Below are 19956 nucleotides of genomic sequence, written 5' to 3' on the forward strand. Positions count from 1 at the left end.
TAAACATCGCATTTAATTAATGCTTAAATTGCGCACGGAGGTAAAAAGTGAGTAAATACAGCAAATTAAAACGGTTTCATAATTTTTTAAAGTTTCAAAGAGATTTCAGGGCCAACAGTGTGCAAAAAGTAAAAAGTTATGAAATCATCTTGCTCTGGATACGCAACTATCTTTCACACAGCCACTTTCTTATCTTGTCGGGTATACTGGTTGGTTGTACCGCTGGTTTGGCGGGGGTAATTTTAAAATTACTGGTACACCATATTCACACCCTCATCACCACTAAATTTCAATTCGAACAGCAGATTGTTTTTTATATCATATTCCCGCTATTGGGTATTGTACTCACTACCTTGGTTGTTTTATACATTTATCGTGGCAACGACCGAAAGGGTATTCCCGCAATTTTGTATGAAATTGCCCAAAACTCCAGCCTGGTTTCCCCGGTAAAAATGTATTCGCAAATTGTACAAAGTGCCATTACAGTGGGCCTTGGCGGGTCGGCAGGTTTAGAGAGCCCCATCGCCGTAACCGGATCGGCAATCGGCTCCAATTTTGCCCGGACTTATAAGTTGGACTATAAAGACCGCACCCTTTTATTGGCGGCCGGTGCTACAGCCGGTATAGCTTCGGCATTTAACGCCCCAATAGCAGGCATGATGTTCGCATTTGAAATATTGCTTACCGGTGTTGTATTTACCGATTTTATTCCACTGGTAGTAGCCGCCGTTTGCGGTAGTTTAATATCAAAAGTAATTCTTAATGAAGAGGCCTTGTTTCAATTTGCTACGCGGCATCCATTTAATTATAAAAACATACCATTTTATATAGTACTCGGAATAATTTGCGGCTTTTATGCCCGGTACTTTGTAGTAATATCCCAATGGGTTGAACACCAGTTTAAACATTCAAAAAGAAGTCGTCTGCAAAAAGCGGTAATTGCGGGCTCTTTGCTTTCGTTGCTATGTGTTTTGTTCCCCCCATTATTTGGAGAAGGTTATACAACGGTTAAAGGCTGGGCCACCGGGCAGATAGAGGCTATTATGGCGGTTAGCTTTTTTAAGTACTTCACTTTTCGGCAATGGTTTATTCTGTTGTTTTTAGGATTTATTTGTCTCTTAAAAGCCTTTGCTACCTCACTTACCATTTTCGGGGGCGGCAACGGCGGTAATTTTGCACCGGCCCTGTTTGCCGGCGGAACGCTGGGCTTTTTTGTTGCTACGCTATGCACCCAGTTAGGCATCACTGATGTGCCTGTAACCAATATGGTAATTGTTGGCATGGCCGGGGTAACCAGCGGTGTATTATATGCGCCGCTAACCGCCATATTTCTGATAGCCGAGGCAAGCACAGGTTATGACCTGTTTATACCGCTCATGATTGTTTCGGTAACCTCGTTTCTGATTGCCAAACGCTTTTCGGCCATATCGCCTGATTTAAAATTACTGGCTCAGGAGGGCAAGATATTTACCCGCGAACATGACCAAAATCTGTTATCGTTGTTGCATGCCCCCGAACTGATTGAAAAAAACATACAGGAAATTAATATCAACGCCTCCTTTGGCGAACTGATAGACCTGATAAAAGTTGGAAAAAGAAATTTCCTGGCGGTAACCAATGACGATCACCTGCTAGAGGGCATCATCAGGCTTGATGACATCAGGCCAGTGATGTTTAATAAGGACCAGTATGAGGATCTAAATGTTCAAAAAGTAATGATCTCGCCCCCAGCCTTGATAAATTCAACTGATGATGTAAGACTGATCATTAAAAAATTTGACGAAACCAGCACATGGAACCTCCCGGTTGTTGATGACAGAAAGTTTATAGGTTTCATCTCCAAATCGAGCATATTAAACCGTTACCGCGAATTGCTCAAAGAATATTCAGGATAAATTTAACTGGCCTGCTTGCTCAATAACGGATTTGGATAATTATCACTTTGATCTTCGGCTACGTTATCCAAACACACAAAATCTTTTTCAATTAATAAATAAAGCGGACCATTGGTTTCCTCAAATCCAACCCTGTCAGTAGCTGCCCAATCCCCGGCCATTTGTTTAGGCATAAAAAGTGTGATCTTATTATCATCAAAACTGGCAGATAACCTGCCTTCATCATAAAGCTGCAACGCATAAACAAGCTCACCTGTGCCAAAAATGGTTTTTTCTTCCAGATAACCCTCACTTGAAAAACGTTCAACATCCGTTTTGGTAAGCCGGTACCGTAATGAGTTACCTTTAATCCTTATTTTCATATCCTATATATATGGTGTATAATTATGCAGATAAACCTGCAACCTCTCCTATAATAATAATTGCCGGGTGAGTTAGCTGTTGCGAATCGGCGATTTTCCGAAGATCCTTAACCAGGCCCCGGACTACCTTTTGTTGCGGTAGTGATGCGTGCTGAACAATAGCAGCGGGTGTTTCGCCCCTGTTCTGTGATACGTAAGTTTCGGCTATCGAATCAATTTGTTTCATACCCATATAAATTACCACGGTGGCATTGCTTTGCATAGCCAGTTTTAAATCGGCAGAAAGGGTGCCATCTTTCTTTGTTCCGGTGATGATCCATACCCCCTCGCTCATGGCCCTGTGGGTTAAGGGAATATCCAGGAAGCCGGAGGCCTGCATACTACTTATGCCTGGTATATAATGCGTTTTAATACCTTGTTCCCGCGCATACATAATTTCTTCAAAACCACGGCCAAATATAAAAGGGTCGCCGCCTTTTAGTCTCACCACACTGCCTTTAGTAAAAGCATAGTGTTTTATCATTTCATGAATTGTTTCCTGCGGAGTATAACTGCCATAAGGATGTTTCCCTACATAAATTTTTTCGCAGTCGGGTTTGGCAATATCAAGCAAGGCCTTATTGGCCAAATTATCATATAATATCACATTAGCCTGCTGTAGTATCCTATATCCCTTTACAGTAATCAGTTCCGGGTCGCCAGGACCGGCCCCTAACACAAATAATTCAGGAAATGGAGCTTTGTTATTCATATTATAAACTAAAAATTCAATTAAATCTTAATTATCATCAATTATAATCAATTTAAAACACATAAAATTGATTTAAATCATAAAAAACTCTAAAAAAATCAACATTTGAACCAATAAATATTATCAAAATCATAAAAATTACAAAAATTTCAAATTTAATTGAGTCAAAAAATTGATTTTATGTTTTAATTCGTTAATATTGTTACCATAATGCTTTAAGGTCGCAACTCAAAAGCGTTTGTAAATACAGTTTTTGCTTTAACATTTAAAAAATTAAGATATGTTTCAACCAACCATCGTAGTTGTTGGCAATGGAATGGTAGGTTATAAGTTTTGCGAGAAGCTCATAACTAAATCATCACATTTCAATATCATTGTTTTTGGCGAAGAACCCCGCATTGCTTATGACAGGGTTCACCTCAGCGAATACTTCAACGGCAAGTCGGCAAGCGACCTATCGCTCTCTACCCTCTCCTGGTATGTCGACAACGGTATAAAGTTACATCTTAATGATCCTGTTCAGGAAATAAACCGGACAGAAAAAACTGTTCACTCTCTAAAGGGGCTCACTATCAGTTACGATTACCTGGTACTTGCCACCGGATCATCAGCCTTCGTACCTGATATTCCAGGGGTTGAGAAAGAGGGCGTATTTGTTTATCGCACCATAGACGATCTCGACCTCATTAAAAATTATGCTGCCAACGCCAAAGTTGGGGCAGTAATGGGTGGTGGTCTTTTGGGCCTTGAGGCTGCTAAAGCACTTATTGATCTCGGTATAGAAGAAACACATGTAATAGAATTTGCGCCCCGGTTAATGCCCCGGCAAATAGATTCTGCAGGCAGCGGCATGTTGTTATCCAAATTAAAAAAACTTGGACTAAATATCCACCTCAATAAAAACACCGCGGCTTTTGTTGGCGATCATAAAATAGAAGCGCTCCAATTTAACGATGATACCCGACTACCTGTTGACATGATGGTTATATCTGCCGGTATCCGCCCACGCGACGAGCTGGCAAAATTAGCAGGATTACATACCGGCACCCGGGGCGGCATCATCGTAAACGAAAAAATGCAAACCAGCGATGAGTGCATTTTTGCCATAGGCGAGTGCGCGCTTTACGAGGGGATGATATACGGACTTGTTGCACCCGGCTACGAAATGGCCGACATTGTGGCAACCTATATCACAGGTGGCGAAAAAGGTTTCTACGGGTACGACATGAGCACCAAGCTCAAATTAATTGGCGTTGATGTTGCCAGCTTTGGCGATGCCTTTATTACTGAACCCGATTGCCGTACCATTGTATTTGAAGACACCCACAAAGGAATATACAAACGCATCAATATCACCAACGATGGCAAGCATTTACTGGGTGGCATATTAATAGGCGATGCAGATGCTTACAATATGCTGCTGCAAACCGTAAATAACAAAATAACCCTACCACCCAATCCTGAAGACCTGATATTAGGCTCCCGGGGAAGTGAAGCCAATGAAGGCGCAGGCGTAATGAACCTGCCCGACGAGGCACTGATTTGCTCATGCGAAGCCGTAACCAAATCGGCAATTTGTTCATCTGTTAATGATGGCGCCTGCAGCATTGATGAGATTAAAAAATGCACCAAAGCAGGCACTGGCTGCGGTGGCTGTGTGCCACTGGTGAAAGATCTGGTTGCCGGTACCATGAAAGCTAATGGCCAGTATGTTAAAAATGTAATTTGCGAACATTTCGACTATTCGCGTCAGGAGCTTTTTGACCTAGTGAAGATAAACAAGGTGAAAAATTACGACCTGGCACTCGATCATTTTGGCAAGGGCGATGGTTGCGAAGTTTGCAAACCGGCTGTAGCCAGCATCCTGTCGAGCCTGTGGAATGATGTAATCGTAAAACAGGACACCATTCAGGACAGCAACGATCGCTACTTGGCCAACATACAAAAGGGCGGCACTTATTCGGTTGTACCGCGCATCCCCGGCGGCGAGATCACCCCCGACAAACTGATCGTGATAGGCCAGGTTGCTAAAAAATATGGTTTATATACTAAAATAACCGGCGGCCAGCGCATTGACATGTTCGGCGCGCACATAAATGACCTCCCCGAAATTTGGGAGGAATTAATAGATGCCGGTTTTGAAAGTGGCCATGCCTATGGCAAAGCCCTGCGCACAGTAAAAAGTTGCGTAGGTAGCACCTGGTGCCGCTTCGGACTACATGACAGTGTATCGTTTGCTATTGAAATTGAAGAAAGATATAAAGGCATACGTGCACCGCACAAAATAAAAGGCGGGGTGAGCGGCTGCATCCGCGAATGCGCCGAAGCTCAGTCGAAAGATTTTGGCATCATAGCCACAGAAAAAGGCTGGAACCTGTACGTTTGCGGTAATGGCGGCTCCAAACCACAGCACGCTCAATTACTGGCTACCGATGTTGACAGCGCAACCTGCATTAAATATATAGACAGGTTCCTGATGTTTTACATCAAAACCGCCGACCCACTGACCCGCACCGCTACATGGCTCAATAAAATGGACGGCGGCATGAGCTACCTGAAAAACGTGGTTATCAATGACAGCTTGGGGATTGCTGAAAAATTGGATGAAGAAATGCAGCAACTGGTAGATACCTACCATTGCGAATGGAAGGAAGTTGTAGAAAACCCCAACCTGCGCAAACGCTTTGCCCACTTTATCAACGCACCGGAAGAAAAAGACCCTTCGATAAAATTTGAAACCATGCGGGAGCAGGTAAAAGCACAGTGGTAATATAATTAACTAACCATTAAAAACATTTGCCATACTGAACACAGCGAAGTATCTATTAAACAACATCTATTCATTAAATAGCCCCTTTGTTCCTCAGGATGACAAATTAAAAATATCATTCCTCATAAAAACCAAGAAATATGGAAACCATAACAGACATTGAATGGGTTTTAGCCTGCTACACAGACGATGTTCCCGAAAACGGAGGCGCCTGCGTAAAACATGGTAACGAACAAATTGCTTTATATAACTTCTCGCGCCGCGGCGAATGGTACGCCACTCAAAATTTATGCCCGCACAAGCAGCAGATGGTGCTTTCCCGCGGCATGATAGGCAGCACCGGCGAAGATTGCACACCAAAAGTGGCCTGCCCTTTTCACAAAAAAGCATTTTCACTCATTAGCGGCGAATGCCTGACCGGCGAAGAATATCAAATAAAAACCTACCCGGTAAAAGTTGCCGACGGTAAGGTTTATATAGGAATTGTTTAATTGCCCGACTATGGAAAGAAAGGATCCTGAGCCAATTTTGAAAGTTCATCATAATTGGCAATACGGATACTTTTCCCCGAAAGGCTTATCAATTGTTCGCTTACCAGTTCATTCATCATCCGGAATACTGTTTCGTAAGTAGCTCCGGCGTATGATGCCAGATCCTGCCGGCTCAGGTCAATTCCAATAAAGCCATCGGGTGTTAAGCCAAATTGACCTTGCAGGGAAATAAGCGCTTCGGCAACCCGGCCCTTAACAGACATGTGTGCCAGGTTACGCATTTTACGTTCAGACTGCTTTAGTTCTTCCATAAAAAACATCAGCAACTTGTGAGTAAAATCCGGATTAACCTTTAACGATGCTTCAAAAAATACAACATCTACATAACACACAACAGTTGACTCAAGCGCCGCGGCAGATATGGGATAAGCACTGCCAATACCCAATCCCCTGTGACCAAAAATTGAACCGGCTTTAGCAAAACGCACAATGAGCTCTTTATCCTTGTCCCATTTTTTATAAACCTTTACATTTCCCGAGTATACAAAGTAAATACCGGTAACAGGGTCACCTTCTTTAAATATAACTTCACCTTTTTTTACTTTAAAGTTGATTTTATGAGCCGAAATTGCCGGCCGCCACTCTTTCAAACAGTTTTTACATAAAAAACAGCTCTCTACATCACAAATATTTTGAATTTTTTTCATTTATAACAAATCGGCCTATACAAATTAACACAATTCACAATATCAATCAATAAACACAACAAATAAATGAATTTAAAACATGATATATGTCATTTTATTAGAACATTTTATAATTAAGATAGAAAAATATCAAAAAAACCACATAAAAACACCATTAAATTAAATTTATACCAGCCAAAAATGAATGTAAGTCAGTTTTTACTTTACAAAAATTACATTTTATCAATTTTCATTGAGTTTAAATTTAATAAAATGTTAATAAAATCTTTTTTTAATGATTTAAATCATAAAAATTAATAAATAATATTGAATTTATTGACTAATTAGGCTATTTTAGATATATTTATAAAAAATAACAACCCAATAATTAAGAAAAGTAAAAATTAGCGCCTATGAAAGTGAATTTCTAAACACAAAACATAAAAAAGCCCTGCCGGGAGGTCGCATTCCCAGACAGGGTAAACAGTTTTCATTGCTTTAACAAATAAAAAACTATCTCAAATGTACAAAAATGTATTAAACCAATACACTATTCCTGCCATTGCATTTTTTATTGTTTGTTTTTCTTCTAAAAACGTGAATGCGCAGGTTTCCCTTTCAGGACAATTACGAACGAGGAGCGAATTGCGGGATGGTTATGGCACGTTGCAAACCACCGGTTACAAAGACGCAGCCTTTATATCCCAGCGAACGCGTTTAACGTTTGATTACAAATCAAACAAACTCATTTTTCATACTACTATTCAGGACGTACGCCTTTGGGGGCAGGATGCCTCAACCACAACGCCTGCCGATGGCAATAAATTAGGCTTGCACGAAGCATGGGCCGAAATCATTTTATCAAACAAAAAAGATACATCCTTCAAATCATCACCGCTTGATTATTTTGCTATTAAAATAGGTCGCCAGGAACTGGTTTATGATGATGAACGACTGCTTGGTAATTTAGACTGGACGCAGCAAGGTCGCCGCCATGATGCTATTGTGTTAAAAATGCTTCAAAATGGCTGGCAGCTTGATCTTGGCGCGGCATTCAACCAAAATTCTGATGCTATTAATTATAATGGCACCTATTATACCCCTGCCAATATTCCGGCCATGGTAAAAGACAGCAAGGGTAACCTAGTAAATACACCGGCAAATATGATCCCGCTTATTAATGCTGCGGGCATTAGTGCAAAAAATGGCAGCCTGGCATATTTAAATGCTCCGGGTTCAAATGCATCTACCCAGAATTATAAAGCGCTGGAGTATTTATATGCAGCAAAAAAATTCAACAAAACCAAAATCTCGGGTTTGTTCCTGGCCGATCAGTTTAGTAAATACATTCTGGATTCGGTTAAAAATACTTCGGGAGAAGATGTAGGTTATGTTTATGGTAAACGCTTTAACCAAACCGGAGTAAATACCCGCTACACCACAGGCCTGTTAATAAACCCGGTTTTTGGCAATAAAAATCAGCTGGCGTTAACCGGAGGCTTCTATTACCAGGGCGGGCATGATCGTGAGGGTTTATCATTAAGCGCATACACCATCACTACATCTATCACCTACAAACCAAATTCGTTTAGTTTTACAGGCGGATGGGATTACCTGTCTGGTAACGATGCTTTTTCCACCTCGAAAACCAACCATCGTTTTGACCCGCTGTATGGCACCCCGCACAAGTTTTGGGGCTACATGGATTATTTTTATGCGGTTAGCGGTTCGCCAACCGGTGGTTTAAGCAACCCCTATCTCAAAATAAAGTATGCTTCGGCCAACAACCGCTTTACTACTGAACTGGCCAACCATTATTTTATGCTGGCGCAAGATCAGAAGGATGTTAACGGTAACCCCGTAAGCAAATATCTGGGTACTGAGTTTGACCTCACCACCGGCTACAAGCTTAATAAATTTACAGCCGTTGATCTTGGTCTGTCGTACATGGCGGCAACCCGCAGCATGGAATATGCCAAAAACATCACACCGGGTACAGCAAATTTAAAACCTGTATGGGCCTACCTGCAGATCAATATCAAACCCGAATTTTTTAATAAATAACCCCTCATATTAAAAATTTAGCTACATGAAAAATCAACTCACCAAACTCAATATATTCTCCGTAAAAGGCGTGCAAATGCGCACTTTCCATATTACCTGGCTCATGTTTTTTGTTTGCTTTTTCGGTTGGTTTGGCCTGGCTCCCTTAATGCCAACCATCCGCACCGAACTGCACCTTACCAAAGGGCAGATCGGTAATATCATCATAGCTTCGGTATCAGCAACTATTATAGCACGTTTAATTATAGGTAAACTATGTGATACCTGGGGACCAAGAAAAACTGCTATCAGGCTATTGCTGGTAGGTTCGCTGCCTGTATTTTTGGTAGGCCTTGCCCATGATTATACTACATTTTTATTATTCAGGCTGGCCATTGGGGTTATAGGTGCATCATTTGTAATTACACAGTTCCATACCTCCATGATGTTTGCACCGCAATTAAAAGGTACTGCCAATGCTATCACCGGTGGCTGGGGCAACCTGGGCGGCGGGGTAACCAATATGGTGATGCCTTTAATATTTGCGGCCATAGTTGGTTTTGGATATACCACAGCCGAAGCCTGGCGCTATGCCATGATTGTCCCTGGGGTTTTAATGCTGGTTATCGCTTTTCTATACTCAAAATACACTAAAGACACCCCGAATGGCAATTATGACGAAATTGGTTACAGCCAGGGAAAATCATCAAAAACTGACTGGAGCATTTTGGGTGATTGGAGGATATGGGCTCTTACACTGGCCTATGCCATGTGTTTTGGTATGGAGATCACTTTTGACAACGTAGCTTCCTTACACTTTGTCGATTCATTTCATTTGTCACAAAGTTCTGCCGGCTTTTGGGCAGGCATATTCGGGTTTATGAATTTATTTGCCCGTGCTTTAGGCGGTATTGTGTCTGATAAGGTTGGCAATAAATTCGGTATGCGGGGCAAGGGATTACTGCTTGCGGGAGTTTTACTGTGCGAGGGTGCATTATTGATATTGTTCGCACAATCAGGTTCGTTATTAGCGGCTATCGTTTCTATGTTGTCATTCGCGCTTTTCCTAAAAATGGCTAATGGTGCTACTTATGGTATAGTACCGTTTGTAAATACCAAAAATGTGGGCCTTGTTAGCGGTATAGTTGGTGCAGGGGGCAATTTTGGGGGGATGCTGTTCGGCTTTCTGTTCAAATCCGATTCCATTACTTATGTACAGGCATTTACCTATATAGGCTATACGGTTATCGTGGTAGCGTTAATTGTTTTAGTAACCCGGTTTTACAAACAGTCGGTTCCCAGCACAGAAACCGAAACAGCAATGTCTGGCAGTATGGCATAACATATTATGAGTGTAAAAGCATCTGCATCTAAAAACAGGTTAACCGCCAATGCCGTAACCTCCACCTGCTGTTATTGCGGGGTGGGTTGCGGCGTTGTTGTAAATAAAGAGAAGAACGGCACTATTACCGTGCAGGGTAATACAGAACACCCTGTAAATAAAGGTATGCTTTGCAGCAAAGGGATGAACCTGCATTACACCGTAAATGATAAAAGCGACCGCCTGCTTTACCCGCAAATGCGATACAATAAAAGTATGCCTATGCAGCAGGTAAGCTGGGATGATGCACTTAATCGTACAGCCGCCGTTTTTAAAACCTTTATTGAAAAATACGGACCCGATTCGGTAGCCTTTTATGCTTCGGGGCAATGCTTAACCGAGGAGTATTATGTAGTGAATAAACTCATAAAGGGATTTATCGGCAGCAATAATATCGACACTAATTCGCGCTTATGCATGAGCAGTGCTGTTGCGGCCTATAAAATAGCATTAGGTGAAGATACCGTTCCGCTTTGTTATGATGATATTGAGCTTGCCGATTGTTTTTACATTATGGGCGGAAACCCTGCCTGGTGCCACCCTATTTTGTGGCGAAGGGTTGAAGCGCACAAGGCAGCAAATCCTGATACAAAGATCATCGTGGTTGATCCACGCGTTACCGATACCTGCGCCATTGCCGATCTGCACTTACAGATAAATCCGGGTACCGACATTACGCTCAATCACGCCATTGGCCGCTTGCTGATAGAGAATGGCGATATTGATATTGACTTTATAAACAACCATGCCGAAGGTTTTGAGCAATACAGTACCATTGTTTTTCAAAAAACATTAACAGAATCGGCACAGATCTGCGGGCTGACGGAAAGCAGTATCCGTCTTGCGGCAACATATATTGGCGAAGCCAAAGGCTTTATTACCATGTGGACCATGGGCCTTAATCAGAGCGCCATAGGTGTAAACAAAAACCTGAGCCTCATTAATCTGAACTTAATTACCGGGCATGTTGGTAAACCAGGTTCAGGCCCGTTGTCATTAACCGGCCAGCCCAATGCTATGGGCGGCAGGGAAGTTGGTGGTCTATCCAATTTACTTCCGGCTCATCGTGTTCTTAGCAATCCACTGCACCGCGAGGAAGTTCAAAAATTTTGGGGAGGTAAGCCGATTCAACCCAAACCGGGCCTTACAGCAACAGAGATGTTCGAGGCGCTGAATGATGGCCGGTTAAAGGCTATCTGGATCATGTGTACCAATCCGCTCACCAGCCTGCCTAATGTTCGCCTGGCCGAGGAGGCCTTAAAGAAAGCCAAATTTGTAGTGGTACAGGAAATCAGCAACAAGCCCGAAACTTTAGCTTACGCCGATGTAATATTACCTGCAGCGGCCTGGGCCGAAAAGGAGGGCACTATGACCAACTCTGAACGCCGCATCAGCTACCTTAACAAAGTAATTGACCCGCCCGGTGAGGCTCTGCCCGATGCTGAGATCATTTGCCGTTTTGCCCGTAAAATGGGTTATAAAGGTTTCGATTTTGAAAACGCGGCGGCTATTTATGCCGAACATGTAAAGCTTACAGCCAAAACCAACATTGATATCAGCGGCTTGAATTATGATATTTTAAAGGAGCAAAAAACGGTTCAATGGCCTTATAAAAAGAAAAGCCCGACAAAAGGCACACAGCGTTTATTTACCGATAAGATTTTCTATACCCCATCCGCAAAAGCAGTGATCAGTCCGGTTCCGGATACCTTAACAAGTGAAGCCCCTGATGATGAATATCCGTTTATATTAACCACCGGCCGCATCCGCGATCAGTGGCATACCATGAGCAAAACAGGCAAGGTGAATAAACTTAACCAGCATTATAAACAGGCCTTCTTAGAGATCCACCCGGATGATGCCGCCATATTGCAACTTAATGAGGGCGATATTACCGTTATTACGTCGCGCCGGGGCGAAGTAAGGGTGCAGGCCAAACTAACCGAACAAATAAAACGCGGCGTAGTGTTTTTACCCATGCACTGGGGTAAAATTTTAAATAACGACCTTAACCGGGCCAATAATATTACCAGCGATATGCTGGATCCTGTATCAAAAGAGCCTGATTTTAAATATTGCGCTGTAAATCTTAAAAAATACAAAAAGCCTTTTCAGCGCATTGTAGTAGTTGGCGCAGGAGCTGGGGCTTATGGCTTTGTAAAATCATACCGGGAGCTAAACCCAGATGATGAGATCACCATCTTCAGCAAGGAGAACCACCCTTTTTACAACCGCGTAATGCTGCCCGATTATATCAGCGGTGAGCAGTCATGGGAGCAATTGGTAAAAATGAAAGATTCGGAAGAACCTGAATACAAGATCAGAATGCTTCGTGGCGTGAGCATTGAAAAAATAGACCGCGCCAACAAACAGGTTACCGATTCAAGAGGAATTAAAACACCTTATGATATTTTACTGCTGGCCACCGGTAGCCGGGCATCGGTGCCAAAAAACGTCCCCTCGCTGCCTGGTATATTCACCATGCGCAGCCGCAATGATGCTGACAGCTTTATAAAGCATGTTCCGCAAGGTGGCCATGTGGTTATTGTAGGCGGCGGCTTGCTTGGGCTCGAGATGGCAGCTTCCCTACGCGAAATTGGCATGAGGATTACCATTGTGCAACGCGTATCCCGCTTCCTTAACCGCCAGTTAGATGTGCTGGGCAGCCAGCTATTGGCAGAAGAAATGGCTGATCAGGGTTGTGATATTTATTATGACGATGAGGTGCAACTGTTTTACGGTCGTTCAAAATTGACCGCGGTAGGCTTAAAAAGCGGAAACAAGATAAACTGCGATGCCATGATCCTGGCTATTGGCACTACTCCCAACCTGGAGATAGCTAAAGATTGTGGATTGGAATGCAAACGCGGAGTTATTGTGAACGAACGTATGCAAACCAGCGATCCGGATATATATGCCATTGGCGAAATTGCCGAATTTGAAGGCACGATGTATGGCATCACTGCCGCAGCAGAGCAACAGGCCGAAGTTATGGCCAAATACATGAATGGCGATATTGCCAGTTACTATAAGGGCACGCTGTTCATGAACATCATTAAAATTCATGGTTTCGATTTGTGCAGTATTGGTTTATCCGAATGCCCGGACAACCCGCATTATGAGGAAATAGTGTTTATTGATAAGGCGAAACGCTATTATAAAAAATGCATCATCCATGATGATAGACTGGTAGGCACTATACTTATAGGTGATAAAAGCGAGTTCCAGGAATTTAAGGAATTGATTGCTAATAAAACCGAACTGAGTGAAAAGCGTATTCAGCTTTTACGCAGCGGCAATAAGGCCGAGCCGGTACTGGGTAAACTGGTTTGCAGTTGCAACAATGTAGGCAGCGAAAACATCCAGAATAAAATAGCCGCCGGCTGTAATAACCTTAAAGACCTGTGTAATACCACCGGTGCGGGTACGGGTTGCGGCTCATGCCGGCCAGAAGTAAAACGCCTGCTGGAAGAAATGTTAACTCTTGCAGAGAGTAAATAATAGCAAAAAAAGGGGTGTCACCCTGAGCATCGTCGAAAGGTTGAGCGCAGAGGCCTACACACCATGCTTCGACAAGCTCAGCATGACAACCCTTTTTCAATAATATAATATAGGAGAGGCAAACTATGAAACAAAAAGAAACATGTTGCATCAAAGTAAATTTACCGGGTGGAGTGGTATCGGCCGGTGATTTATATGAGTTATTGCTGATTGCTGAAAATGCGGGAGCCGTAAATATCCGTATTGGAAACAGGCAACAGTTGTTTTTTTGCATTGAGGCCGACCGTTTGGAAGATATGGAGATGGATATGCTCCGCGCCGAGATCAGCTATGAAGTAGATGAGGACGAATTTCCTAATATCATTAGTTCCTATGTGACCGATGCTATCTTTAATACCGAAAGCTGGATAAAAGAAGGTGTTTACAAAGATATTTTTGACCTGTTTAATTTCAGGCCGCAATTAAAGATAAACCTGGTAGACAAACACCAGACCTTCGTGCCTTTTTTTAGTGGCAATTTCAATTTCATCACATCCGACGTAAATAACTACTGGTTCCTGTACATCCGTTTTCCCAAAACAACCGATATATATTGCTGGCCATCGCTGATCTATTCGGAAGACATACCGGTATGGAGCAATATCGCCGAAAAAGTCATTATGAGCCACAAAGACTTGTTTTATGACAAACAGAAAATTGATCATCAAAAATTTTATGATCTGGTTATTGCCGAAAGTGACCTGATCAGCCAGCCCATAACCGAACCATTAAAGCTACCCGACTTTCAGCTACCTTATTATGAAGGCCTTAACCGTTATGTAAATAATAAATACTGGCTGGGTGTTTATCGCCGCAACGAATTGTTTCCGTTGGAGTTTATGAAGGATATTTGTACCCTATGCCTAAAAAATCGTATCGGACAATTATATACCACGCCCTGGAAGTCCTTATTGATAAAAGGCATTAGTGAAGCGGACAGAAAAGAATGGGGCATTGTACTAAATAAATATAGGGTAAACATCAGGCATGCCTCCAACGAACTCAACTGGCAACTGGAAAACCTGAACAGTGAAAGTCTGGAATTAAAACAACAATTGGTAAGGGAATTTGAGGAATATGACCTCCGCACTTTTCGCCTTTGTTTTGCTATAAAAATGCAGCCCAAAACAGGCTTGCCGGGTTCCATCATCATTAAAAAACGCGAAGCTGATGTTTTTGACGTATTACATACCAGCGATTTCAATCCAAACTCAAAGGAATATATTACTTACCGCGAAAAAGTACCGGCGCAGGTCCTGGGCCATTGCCTTATCGAGTTATGCAATTATTTTTACAGTCTTTTAATTGACGACAGCATATTGCTTCCCGCCCAAACCGACGGGACTGCCGACAGTAAAACAGAAAAAGAACCGCATTATATTTATCAGTGCAAAAACTGTTTCAGCATTTATGATAAGGTTTACGGCGATGTGGTAAACGGCATTGCTCCGGGTACTGATTTTGAATTATTGCCCGATTATTGCTGTCCGGTTTGTGATTCATCAAAAGAATGTTTTATACATGTGGATAACAGTGCACCTGTGGCTAAATAAATTATATTTACGCTGAGATATAGCTATGACTAAATTAAGCGACGCCTTTGCACAATTTGATGCATACAATCAAAAAGACCCCAATACTTTTACCTGGGAAAAGATCGCCTATCCACAGGAGTATTTTTTAGCGCTCAAACTGTATGACTGGGTAAATAAACTTGACACCAATGCGAGCGAAGAACTGCTGCTGGCATCCCGGAGCCAGCACATTGGCCGCTGGGAAATACCCCGTGACACCTATCCCGTGGGCAGGGAAGCTTATTTAAAATGGCGTAAAGACCTGGCCCAGTACCATGCTGAAAAAGCCTCGGACGTCATGGAAACTGTTGGATATTCTCCTGAGCAAATAGCGAGGGCAAAGCAAATTATCCTCAAGCAAAAGATCAAGGTTGATCATGATGTACAAACCATGGAAAACGCCCTGTGCCTTGTTTTCCTACAATTTCAATATGAAGATTTTTATCCAAAATATGAACCGGATAAAGTGATCAATATCCTCAAAAAGTCACTCCTGAAAATGGATGCTCACGGACACCAGTTTGCTTTGAGGTTACCGTATTCTGAAACCGGACTGCATTATATACAAGAGGCCTTAAAATTGATAAGTTAGCATATCAACCAACGGTATATTAATACAGGAGCTTAAGTAACAATTTACCTGCAGTTTACAACTATAAGCTTTATATACAAACAATTAGGCGTTACAAACCTTTATTGTTAAATTATTATTATGCCAAAGTGGTTAAAAATAATACTGAAGGTTACAGGCGGCATTATAGCTTTGGTTATAGTTGCGTGTATTGTTATATCTGTTTATATAGCTTATAACAAGCAAAAAGTACTTAACCTTATCACTACCGAACTTAATAAAAACCTTAACGGCACACTCACCATTGGCAATATCGACCCCACATTTTTCAAGGGTTTCCCAGGTGTATCTATTGTGCTAAAAGATGTTATGATAAAGGATAAGCTTTGGGCTAATCACCGCCATACACTGCTCAACGCCAAAGAACTTTATGTTTCTGTAAACGCTATGGCGCTGCTCAAGGGCACAGTTGATATCAACAAAATTGAGATCAGTAATGCCGATATTGACTTGTTTACCGATAGTACCGGATATAGCAATACTGCTGTTTTTAAGGCTAAACCTAAAGACAATAACAAACCCGAAGATAAAAGCAGCTCAACTGCACAACTTAAACGCTTTGAATTAAGCAACGTGAATTTCACTGTAGACGACAGAAAGGCTTTTAAATTATTTAAGTTTCAGGCGCAGGATGTAAACGGTCGTATGGATTACCCTGCCACCGGCTGGAATGCTCATCTCAAGTTAAAAACCATGGTGAAAAGTTTTTCATTCAATACCCAAAAGGGAAGTTTTATGAAAGACAAACTACTTACAGGCCCGTTTGACATTAGGTATGATAGTAAAAGTAAACTTATTGTAGTGGCGCCCAATAAACTTGGCATTGGTGATGATACATTTACAATAGGCGCCAAATTTAACCTGGCTAAAGGCCCGGCAGATTTTACCATAAACATTGTAAATGATAAAATACTATGGACAAGCGCCGCTAACCTTTTAGCCCCCAATATTACCAAAAGCCTCAACATGTTTAACATTGATAACCCAATTGCTGTAACCTGTGACCTCAATGGTAGCTTTGCCGGTGGTGGCGATCCTCTAATTTTTGTTACCGCCAAAGTAAAAAACAATACCGTGACTACTCCGGGCGGCAAAATTGATGATTGCAGCTTTAACGGTATATTCTCCAATAATTATATTAATGGCAAAGGCTTAAATGACGACAACTCCATTATAAAACTGTATCATTTTAACGGAAAATACAAGCAAATCCCGTTTACTGTTGATACCGCATTTATAAACAACCTGAATGTTCCTGTGGCTACAGGTATATTTAAATCGCATTTTGATGTAGCAAAGCTTAACCCCGTAATTGGCGAACAGAGCCTTAAGTTTACCAAAGGCACTGCTGATCTTAAACTGGCTTATAAAGCTCCCCTGATAAATTTCAAGTTAAACAAACCAATACTAAGCGGAACTGTTAATATTAAAAATGCCGATGTAAGTTATTTACCACGTAACCTTCATTTTAAAAATACAGGTATCTCCCTGAAATTCGCAGGAAATGACCTGCTGATGAACAACATCCGTTTGCAAACAGGTAATAGTGTAGCCTATATGGAGGGCCGCGTAAACAATTTCTTAAACCTGTATTATACCGCTCCCGAAAAAATACTGATTACCTGGCAGATAAATAGTCCGCAACTGCATATAGCTGAATTTTTAGGTTTTTTGAACGCCCGCAAAAGCGATGCGCCGATAAGGAGTAAAAGCGGCAAGGTTAATTTACACAGCCAGCTCAATACCGCTTTTGACAAGGGTAAGGCCGAACTTCACCTCCGTGTAGCTAAAGTTTATTATAAAAAGTTTCTGGCTACAGATGCAACTGCCGATTTGCTACTGGCCGATAATAGCATACGGGTGCAAAATGTGCGCGTAAAACACGCGGGCGGGTCATTAAAGCTGGCCGGTAATATTATTCAGAAAGGTACCGTGAACACCTTTTTGCTCAACACCCAAATAGATAATGTAAATACCAGTAACTTTTTTTATTCATTTAATAACTTTGGCCTAAAAAGCTTTACTTATCAAAATTTAAAGGGCTTTCTTTCGGCGCAGGCTCACATTACGGGAAGTATAAATAATGAGGGCAACGTTGTGCCAAGGTCAATAAACGGGGTAACAACATTTGAGCTCAAAAAAGGCGCATTGGTTAATTTTTCGCCTATTCAAAGTGTAGGTAAATTCGCTTTCCCGTTCCGCGATCTGGAGAATATTACCTTTTCAAATCTTAAAGGCCAATTTAATATTAATGGCGATAAAATTGTGATCAGTCCTATGCAAATTAATTCAAACGTGCTTAATATGGATGTAGCAGGTGTGTACTCCCTGTCAAAAGGAACCAATATAGCGCTTGATATACCACTCAGAAATCCTAAAAAAGATACAGCCATAGTTGACCAAAATGAACGAAACAAAAAACGCATGCGCGGCATTGTATTGCATATATTAGCTACTGATGGCGAGGATGGTAAGATTAAAATAAAGTGGAACAAGAACCGACCGAAAAAGGAAAAACCAAGCACAGAAGTGGCTGATTCAAAACAATAAAAATGAACAAAAAAACAGCTTGTAAATACACGTATTTGTGACACAATAATGGCATAGAATTGCGTATCTTTGTGCATCCATTTAAGAGATCATATATTGATTAAACATTTATTGGTTATCAACACCACGCTTCGTACAGCATTAGCAACATTAGCCAGCCCTCGTAATTACTATTCCGGGTATTGAAAAATTTACTGAAGCAAAGTTTAATTTAATTTATTATTTAACATCGTCTGGTTAAACCAACCGGGCAAAATCTTATCGGACTGTTTAATAGCTTGAAAAAAATCTATTCAAAAAAATGAGACAACTTAAAATATCCCAATCCATTACCAACCGCGAGTCTCAGTCGCTTGAAAAGTATTTGCATGAAATAGGCAAGGTGGATTTAATTAGCGCGCAGGAAGAAGTGATCCTGGCACAAAAGATTCGTGAGGGCGACCAGGCAGCATTAGAAAGGTTAACAAAAACCAATCTTCGTTTTGTGGTGTCAGTAGCAAAACAATATCAAAACCAGGGCCTTACTTTAGGCGACCTTATAAACGAAGGAAACTTAGGATTAATTAAAGCAGCCAAACGTTTCGATGAAACCAAAGGGTTTAAATTTATTTCTTACGCTGTATGGTGGATCCGCCAGTCAATATTATCGGCTGTTGCTGAGCAATCACGTATTGTGCGCTTACCATTAAACCAGATAGGTTCATTAAGTAAGATACACAAAGCGGCTTCAAAATTAGAACAGGAATTTGAAAGGCAGCCAACACCTGAGGAACTGGCTGAAGACCTGGAAATTTCTGTTGATAAGATATCTGATTCGTTAAGCAACGCCGGTCGCCAGATTTCCATGGATGCTCCGTTTATTCAGGGCGAAGAAAATACACTACTTGACGTACTGCAAAGCACCGATGCTGCAACTGATACCGAACTGATGATGGATTCATTATCGCAGGAAATTAAACGCTCATTAGGTATCCTTGCCGAACGTGACCGCGAGGTTATCATTTTATTCTTTGGTTTGGGTGGTTATGCCGCACATTCATTAGAAGAAATTGGTGAGAAATTTAATCTTACCCGTGAGCGTGTACGCCAGTTAAAAGATAAAGCTTTGATGCGTTTGCGTCATAACTCAAAATCAAATCTGTTACAATCATATTTGAACTAAGTTACCTGCAGAGTGCAAACACTCTATATAATTAAAAGAGCCGGTGGTTAACCGAGGGCACTGAAAAAGTCCCGGAAAATCCGGCAAAAATGAAGGGGTTGTTCAATAAGCACGAACAAC

The 19956-nt window shown here is 41.7% G+C and carries 13 protein-coding genes; 10 read left to right on the forward strand and 3 right to left on the reverse strand.

The features are described 5' to 3' along the window. The first annotated feature begins 47 nt into the window (after positions 1-47). The gene (locus SNE25_RS28335) at positions 48-1895 is read left to right on the forward strand and encodes a chloride channel protein (RefSeq protein ID WP_321562383.1); all 1848 of its coding nucleotides are present in this window, start codon (positions 48-50) and stop codon (positions 1893-1895) included. A gap of 2 nt (positions 1896-1897) precedes the next feature. On the opposite strand, the gene SNE25_RS28340 is transcribed toward SNE25_RS28335, so the two are convergent. Together SNE25_RS28340 and cobA are read right to left on the reverse strand one after the other, a co-directional pair. Next, positions 1898-2257: a DUF7009 family protein gene (locus SNE25_RS28340; RefSeq protein ID WP_321562384.1), complete on the reverse strand. Its 360-nt coding sequence runs from the start codon at positions 2255-2257 to the stop codon at positions 1898-1900. A gap of 22 nt (positions 2258-2279) precedes the next feature. Then, a complete protein-coding gene (gene cobA / locus SNE25_RS28345; protein ID WP_321562385.1) occupies positions 2280-3008 on the reverse strand; it encodes a uroporphyrinogen-III C-methyltransferase in 729 nt (242 codons plus the stop codon). A 280-nt stretch (positions 3009-3288) separates the two neighbouring features. On the opposite strand from cobA, the gene nirB reads away from it, so the two are divergent. Both nirB and nirD read left to right on the forward strand, forming a co-directional pair. Continuing rightward, on the forward strand, positions 3289-5778 hold the full coding sequence (gene nirB / locus SNE25_RS28350) for a nitrite reductase large subunit NirB (protein ID WP_321562386.1): 2490 nt from the start codon (positions 3289-3291) through the stop codon (positions 5776-5778). Between the two features lie 140 nt (positions 5779-5918). After that, positions 5919-6269, forward strand: coding sequence for a nitrite reductase small subunit NirD (nirD, locus tag SNE25_RS28355; protein WP_321562387.1), 351 nt, complete (start codon positions 5919-5921; stop codon positions 6267-6269). Positions 6270-6277: 8 nt separating this feature from the next. Here nirD and SNE25_RS28360 read toward each other — a convergent pair whose 3' ends face one another. Continuing rightward, entirely contained in the window at positions 6278-6976 is a 699-nt protein-coding gene (locus SNE25_RS28360; RefSeq protein ID WP_321562388.1) for a Crp/Fnr family transcriptional regulator, read from the reverse strand. Positions 6977-7477: 501 nt separating this feature from the next. On the opposite strand from SNE25_RS28360, the gene SNE25_RS28365 reads away from it, so the two are divergent. The 7 genes from SNE25_RS28365 (at position 7478) to SNE25_RS28395 (ending at position 19836) form a co-directional block, all read left to right on the forward strand. Continuing rightward, positions 7478-9019 (forward strand): alginate export family protein, encoded by a 1542-nt coding sequence (locus SNE25_RS28365; protein WP_321562389.1) that lies wholly within the window; start codon positions 7478-7480, stop codon positions 9017-9019. A 25-nt stretch (positions 9020-9044) separates the two neighbouring features. Then, positions 9045-10340, forward strand: a complete 1296-nt coding sequence (locus SNE25_RS28370) for a NarK family nitrate/nitrite MFS transporter (RefSeq protein ID WP_321562390.1) — start codon at positions 9045-9047, stop codon at positions 10338-10340. A 6-nt stretch (positions 10341-10346) separates the two neighbouring features. Beyond that, a complete protein-coding gene (locus tag SNE25_RS28375) occupies positions 10347-13880 on the forward strand; it encodes a molybdopterin-dependent oxidoreductase (RefSeq protein ID WP_321562391.1) in 3534 nt (1177 codons plus the stop codon). Positions 13881-14005: 125 nt separating this feature from the next. After that, complete coding sequence (locus tag SNE25_RS28380) at positions 14006-15472, forward strand: rubredoxin (RefSeq protein ID WP_321562392.1); 1467 nt, start codon at positions 14006-14008, stop codon at positions 15470-15472. Positions 15473-15497: 25 nt separating this feature from the next. Next, positions 15498-16085, forward strand: a complete 588-nt coding sequence (locus tag SNE25_RS28385) for a DUF4202 domain-containing protein (RefSeq protein ID WP_321562393.1) — start codon at positions 15498-15500, stop codon at positions 16083-16085. A 120-nt stretch (positions 16086-16205) separates the two neighbouring features. Beyond that, positions 16206-18674 (forward strand): AsmA family protein, encoded by a 2469-nt coding sequence (locus SNE25_RS28390; protein ID WP_321562394.1) that lies wholly within the window; start codon positions 16206-16208, stop codon positions 18672-18674. Positions 18675-18975: 301 nt separating this feature from the next. Next, positions 18976-19836 carry a sigma-70 family RNA polymerase sigma factor gene (locus SNE25_RS28395; RefSeq protein ID WP_321562395.1) on the forward strand — a complete coding sequence of 287 codons (861 nt, stop codon included), beginning with the start codon at positions 18976-18978 and terminating at the stop codon, positions 19834-19836. The last annotated feature ends 120 nt before the right edge of the window (positions 19837-19956 follow it).

It is taken from the genome of Mucilaginibacter sabulilitoris, assembly GCF_034262375.1.
Taxonomy (GTDB): domain Bacteria; phylum Bacteroidota; class Bacteroidia; order Sphingobacteriales; family Sphingobacteriaceae; genus Mucilaginibacter; species Mucilaginibacter sabulilitoris.